Genomic DNA, 5,686 nt, shown 5'->3' on the forward strand with positions numbered 1-5,686 from the left:
CGTCCTCGCCGCCGGCGAGTGCGCCCGACAAGGCGCCGATCGCGAAATGCAGGCGCCAGCCAAGCTCCGCACGCGGCAGGTGCGGCAGCGCGCGCTGGAATGCGTCGAAGAAGCGGCCGGCCACGCTCGCATAGTGCGCGGTGAGGAAGTTGCGCACGAACGGCGACGGGTCGGTGTACGCGCGGCCGATCAATCGCAGGAATGCGCGGCCGCCGCGTTCGGGGTCGCGCGACGCTTGCAGCGCGGGAATGAACATCGCGCCGAGCACGTGCTCGCAGGTGACGTGCGAGCCGAGCTGCGCGTCGAAGCGGTCGAGGATGCGCAGCCGCGCCTGATTGAGCTGATCGAGGCGGCGCGACAGCATCGCGTGGATCAGCGCCTCCTTGCTGCCGAAGTGATAGTTGACCGCGGCGAGATTGACCGCCGCACGGGACGTGATCTGCCGCATCGACATCGCTTCGAAACCATGCTCGACGAACAGATCCTCGGCTGCATCGAGGATGCGCGCCTTGGTTCCGCCGGATTGCCGGCTGCCGGCTGGTCGGGCCGCCTGACGAACTGCCATGTTCCGCCTCCCATGCCGGTTGCCCGGCCGCGAACAGGTGATTCGAGTGTGTAATTCAAACAAGCGTTTTTATTAAGATAAAAAGGTGCGGGCAGGCCCGGCAAGCGTTGAATCTGGACAAAATCCTCTAGACCGATGTGCGGATGCGGGATAAATCCCATGCGGCCTCAATGCATCGGGCTGCACGGCATGGTGCAATGCGCCATCCGGCCGACCGGGGCGGCGGCGCTACGTGTATTGACCGATTGCGGGCGGTCGATGCGGTGCGGCCTCGGGTTGAGCGGCAGCAGGATCGGGGGCGCGATGCGGTTGCATCGTGGATGCGCAATGCAGATCCCGGCATCGCAGCGGCGGGCGCAAATCGGTCGAATCGGGAATAATCCTCCGAAAAACCGCACGACCGGCCGTGGCGTTCGACGAACGGGATGCGCCGGTCATTCCGTCCGTTTGCACGGCCTTTTTCTGAATCCGTTCTGCCATTTGATTGCGCGCTCATGCACGCCGTACTGTCCATGCCGACGTCCGCTCGTTCCGCCGCCACGCTGCCTTCGTTCGAAACCGCGCGCCTGCGGCTGCGCCCGCGCGTGCTCGCGGATCTCGACGCCTGCCTGGCGATGGATCGCGACCCGGAGGTCACGCGGCATATCGCCGGCCCGTGGCATGACCCGGACGAACATCGCCGGTTCGTCACGCACCGGATCACGCGTGACTATCCGTCCGGTCTCGGCTACTGGTCGATCTTCGAGAAGGCCGCACCCGATGCATTCGTCGGCTGGGTGCTGCTGATCCCGGACTTCGCGGGCGGCGCGCGCGACATTGAAATCGGCTGGCGGCTCGTGCGCGCGGCGTGGGGGCGCGGCATCGCGAGCGAAGCCGCGGCGGCGCTGGTGCGCCACGCGTTCGACACGGTGCGGCTGCCGCGCGTCGTCGCCGACATCGCCGCGGCAAACGCCGGCTCGCTGAACGTCGCGCGCAAGCTCGGAATGCGCCGCGTCGGCGTCGTGCAGGACGGCATTCCGTACGTCCGCCACCGGCTCGAACGCGACGACCTGCGCGCCTGACGCCCGCGCCGCGGACGGACATGTGCGCGCTGCGCCGGCAAAGGGATGCGCGCTATTAACGAAGTGCCAGATCAGGAGTATCGTGGCCGGAAAATTGTTGCAGGGGAGCGACGCCATGACACTCGGCCGCGATGTGCATCTCATTCCTGTCAGGCTCGAAGCGCTGCGTCCGACCCAGATGACGGTCGGCTTTCGCGAGGTCAAGGCAAAACGCAAGCACTGGAAATCGCTAAGCAAGGCCGATCGCAAGGCCGCGATCGAATCGCACGGGTTTCCGGCGGTGCTCGGGCCGGGCGGCGAACATTTCATCACCGATCATCACCATCTCGGCCTCGCGCTGATCGAAGAGGACGTGACCGTCGTGAAGGCCATGCTGCTCAAGGATCTGTCATGGCTCGACGAGACGATCTTCTGGCGGATGATGGAGCACAACCAGTGGGTGCATCCGTTCGGCCCGGACGGTGCGCGCCACGACTACGCGCGCCTGCCGAAACAGCTGACCGGCCTGGAGGACGACCCGTACCGCAGCCTTGCGGGCGAGTTGCGCACGGCGGGCGGCTACGCGAAAGACACGACGCCGTTCAGCGAATTCCTGTGGGCCGACTTCCTGCGACAGCACGTGCGGCCCGGAATGATCCGGAAGAATTTCTCGGCGGCGCTCGACCTCGCGCTGCGTCATGCGCACGCGCAGGAGGCGCGCTATCTGCCCGGCTGGTCGGGCATCATCGCTCCGAAACCTTGACGGGCGCGCCGCGCCGATCGACCGCATGCCCATCACGCCGCCCCATGCCGACGCCGGTCCGCAGCATGCGGACCATTTCGCTCCGCTCGACCACACGCCGATGCCGCGTCCCCAGCGCATCGGCCGCGACGTGCTGGCGGGCGTGTCGATCGCCGGCCTGCTGATTCCGGAGGCCGTCGCCTACGCGGGGCTCGCGAACCTGCCGCCGCAGGCCGGCCTGATCGCGCTGCTGTCGGGGCTGGTGGTCTATGCGCTGACGGGCAGCAGCCGTTTCGCGATCGTGTCATCGACATCGTCGTCGGCCGCAGTGCTGGCGGCCACGGTGTTCGCCGAGTCGAGCCTGGGACTCGCCGCGCAGCTCGCGCTCGCGGCGGCGCTGGTCGCGATGACGGGCGTGCTCTTCATCCTCGCGGGCGTCGCGCGGCTGGGCGGCATGTCCGACTTCGTCGCGCGGCCGGTATTGCGCGGCTTCACGTTCGGACTGGCGTTGACGATCGTCGTCAAGCAGCTGCCGAAAATCCTGTCGATCCGCGTGCAGCACAGCGATGCGCCGCATCTGGTGCTCGAACTGATTCAGGGCGCGGCACGCGCGAACCTCGCCAGCGTTGCGCTCGGCACGGCCGCGCTCGCGTTGCTGTTCGTGCTCGGCCGCCGCTCGCGGGCGCCGGCCACGCTGATCGTGATCGTGCTGTCGATCGCGGCAGGCTACAGGATCGACTGGCGGCAATACGGGATCGCCGTCGTCGGGCCGATCGACTTCCAGCATCTCGCGTTCGGCCTGCCGTCGCTCGATCGCAACGCGTGGATGCAGACGGTCGAGCTTGCCTTCGCGTTGATGCTGATCCTCTATGCGGAGTCGTACGGTTCGATCCGCAGTTTCGCGCTGAAGCACGGCGACAGCGTGTCGCCGAACCGGGATCTCGTCGCGCTCGGCTGCGCCAACCTCGTGTCGGGCCTGTTCCATGGGATGCCGGTCGGCGCGGGCTATTCGGCGACCTCGGCGAACGAGGCGGCCGGCGCGCAGTCGCGCTTCTCCGGGCTATGCGCCGCGGGCGTCATCGCGCTCATCGTCTGGCTGCTGCTGCCGCAGCTGTCACGGATACCCGAACCGGTGCTCGCGGCCATCGTGATTTTCGCGGTCAGTCATTCGCTGCATCCATCGGTGTTCAAGCCGTACTGGATCTGGCATCGCGACCGGCTCGTCGTGATCGCCGCGCTGCTCGCGGTGCTGGTGCTCGGCGTGCTGCACGGGTTGCTCGCAGCCATCGGCGTGAGCCTGCTGCTCACGTTGAGCAAGTTGTCGGAGCCGAACGTGAGCGTGCTCGGCCGCCTGCGCGACAGCCATGATTTCGTCGACGTGTCGATCCATGCCGATGCAACGCCGATCCCGGGGATCCTGATCGTGCGGCCGGAGGCGCAGCTGTTCTTCGCGAACGCCGACCGGATGCTGAACCGCGTGCGTGAGCTGCTGAGGGGGGCGCAGGGCGCGCATACCGTGATGCTGAGCCTGGAGGAGACGCCGGACGTCGACGGCACGACGATCGAGTCGCTGCGGACCTTCGCCGCGGAATGCGCGGCGCGAGGCCAGCGCTTCGTCATCGTGCGGCTCAAGCTGCACGCGTTGCACGCGCTGCGGCGTGCGGCCGACGAGACGCTGCGCGCCGATGCGATGCACGAACTGAGCGTCGACGAGGGCGTGCAGCAGCTGACGGAAACCGGGGCGGCGTGAACGACGCGGCGCCGGATCGGCGCGGGCGGTTCCGTGCCGGATCAGACGCCGTGGCGGTGGTGCATGCGAGCGCCCGCGACAGAGGCGGGCGAGGACGGATTCGTTATGTCAGATCCGCGGGCGCGTGTGCCGCATCGAGCAGCGCCGCGACTTCGGCGGCCGTGGGCGCGTAGGCGCCGGCATGCGCGCAGGCGACCGACGCACACGCGGCGGCATAGCGCAAATGGGTGGCCGATGACGCGCCGGGATGCATCAGGCGGCTCGCCATCCAGCCGCCGACGCTCGCATCGCCGCAGCTGACCGTGTCGGCGACGTCGGTCGGAAAGGCCGGCTGGAACAGCACGTCGGCGCCTTCGAACAGTTGCATGCCCGCCGCCCCCCGCGTTACCAGCACGGCGGCCGCGGGGGCCCAGGCGCGCAGCTGCGCGAGCGCGGCCGCTTCGTCGAGTTCCGGGAACAGGCCGCGCAGGTCTTCGTCGGAGACCTTGATGTAGTCGGCGAGGCCGGCCATGCGGCGCAGCGTCGTGCGATAGGCCGGATCGGCCATCGGCGCTCGGAAATTCGGGTCGAACGAGATGCGCTTGCCGGCCGCGTGCACAGCCTGTGCGATATCGAGCAGGCGTGACGCGAGCGGCTCGCGCACGACGCCGAGCGAGCCGAAATGCACGATTTCCGCCGCGTCGAGCGAACCGGCGGGCAGGGCGTCCGGGTCGAACGCGAGGTCGGCGCTGTCGTCGCCGATGAAGAAATAATCCGGCGGCTGCTTCGACACCACCATCGCGAGCAGCGGCGCGCGGTCGACCTGTCGCATGAAGCGCATGTCGAGCCCGGCCTCGGCACTCTTGTGCATCAGCTCGTCGCCGAAAATATCGCGGCTGACCGTGCCGGCGAAGCCGGTCGGCACGCCCAGCCGCGCACCCACGCGGGCCACGTTCCAGCACGAGCCGCCGGCGACGCTGTGCCAGCGCTGCGTGTCGTCGCGGATGAAGTCGGTCAGCGCTTCGCCAAATACGACCAGTCGGGGAAGATTCATCGTCATGTCGCAGTCGTCAGGCCGCGGCGTCGCGCCGCGCCTTGTATCGGTTGATCAATTGGTTGGTGGAGCTGTCGTGCGTGTCGACGCGGCCCGGTTCGGCGATCTCGTTCTCGATCGCGACCGCGAGCCGCTTGCCGAGTTCGACGCCCCACTGGTCGAACGAGTTGATCTGCCAGACCACGCCCTGTACGAATACCTTGTGCTCGTAGAGCGCGATCAGCGCGCCGAGCGACGAGGGATCGAGCCGGTCGAGACAGATCGTGCTGGTCGGTCGGTTGCCTTCGAAATGGCGATGCGGTTCATCCGTGGACGGCGAGCCGTTCATCAGCGCTTCGGATTGCGCGAAACAGTTCGCGACCAGGATGTCGTGATGCGCGTCGAGCGTGTGCTGCGGCCGCATGCAGACGATCATGTCGACGGGAATCACCGCCGTGCCCTGGTGCAGCAGCTGGAAAAACGCGTGCTGGCCGTTGGTGCCGGGCTCGCCCCAGATCACCGGGCCGGTCGCATAGTCGACGTGCTCGCCGCCCAGCGTCACGGATTTGCCGTTGCT

General features: G+C 67.9%; 5 protein-coding genes and 1 pseudogene. 3 read left to right on the forward strand and 3 right to left on the reverse strand.

Annotated features, from left to right (window positions below):
• On the reverse strand, positions 1–565 hold a 565-nt coding region (locus KH616_RS20470), incomplete at its 3' end, for a TetR/AcrR family transcriptional regulator (protein WP_292250313.1).
• A 494-nt stretch (positions 566–1,059) separates the two neighbouring features.
• Between KH616_RS20470 and KH616_RS20475 the strand changes: the two genes are divergently transcribed.
• The 3 genes from KH616_RS20475 to KH616_RS20485 all read left to right on the forward strand — a co-directional run bounded on the left by KH616_RS20475 (position 1,060) and on the right by KH616_RS20485 (position 4,097).
• Complete coding sequence (locus KH616_RS20475; protein ID WP_292250314.1) at positions 1,060–1,626, forward strand: GNAT family N-acetyltransferase; 567 nt, start codon at positions 1,060–1,062, stop codon at positions 1,624–1,626.
• A gap of 115 nt (positions 1,627–1,741) precedes the next feature.
• Positions 1,742–2,368 carry a ParB-like protein gene (locus KH616_RS20480; RefSeq protein WP_292250315.1) on the forward strand — a complete coding sequence of 209 codons (627 nt, stop codon included), beginning with the start codon at positions 1,742–1,744 and terminating at the stop codon, positions 2,366–2,368.
• Between the two features lie 25 nt (positions 2,369–2,393).
• On the forward strand, positions 2,394–4,097 hold the full coding sequence (locus KH616_RS20485; RefSeq protein ID WP_292250316.1) for a SulP family inorganic anion transporter: 1,704 nt from the start codon (positions 2,394–2,396) through the stop codon (positions 4,095–4,097).
• 103 nt (positions 4,098–4,200) lie between these two features.
• Here KH616_RS20485 and KH616_RS20490 read toward each other — a convergent pair whose 3' ends face one another.
• Positions 4,201–5,136, reverse strand: a complete 936-nt coding sequence (locus KH616_RS20490) for a carbohydrate kinase (RefSeq protein WP_292250318.1) — start codon at positions 5,134–5,136, stop codon at positions 4,201–4,203.
• Between the two features lie 10 nt (positions 5,137–5,146).
• A pseudogene (locus KH616_RS20495) lies at positions 5,147–5,686 on the reverse strand (glucose-6-phosphate isomerase); the annotation flags it as partial.

This window comes from Burkholderia sp., from assembly GCF_018375725.1.
Lineage (GTDB): Bacteria > Pseudomonadota > Gammaproteobacteria > Burkholderiales > Burkholderiaceae > Burkholderia.

Coding starts and splice junctions, on each gene's coding strand:
- KH616_RS20475 (WP_292250314.1), top strand. CDS start 1,060: ATGCACGCCGTACTGTCCATGCCGACGTCCGCTCGTTCCGCCGCCACG.
- KH616_RS20480 (WP_292250315.1), top strand. CDS start 1,742: ATGACACTCGGCCGCGATGTGCATCTCATTCCTGTCAGGCTCGAAGCG.
- KH616_RS20485 (WP_292250316.1), top strand. CDS start 2,394: ATGCCCATCACGCCGCCCCATGCCGACGCCGGTCCGCAGCATGCGGAC.
- KH616_RS20490 (WP_292250318.1), bottom strand. CDS start 5,136: ATGACGATGAATCTTCCCCGACTGGTCGTATTTGGCGAAGCGCTGACC.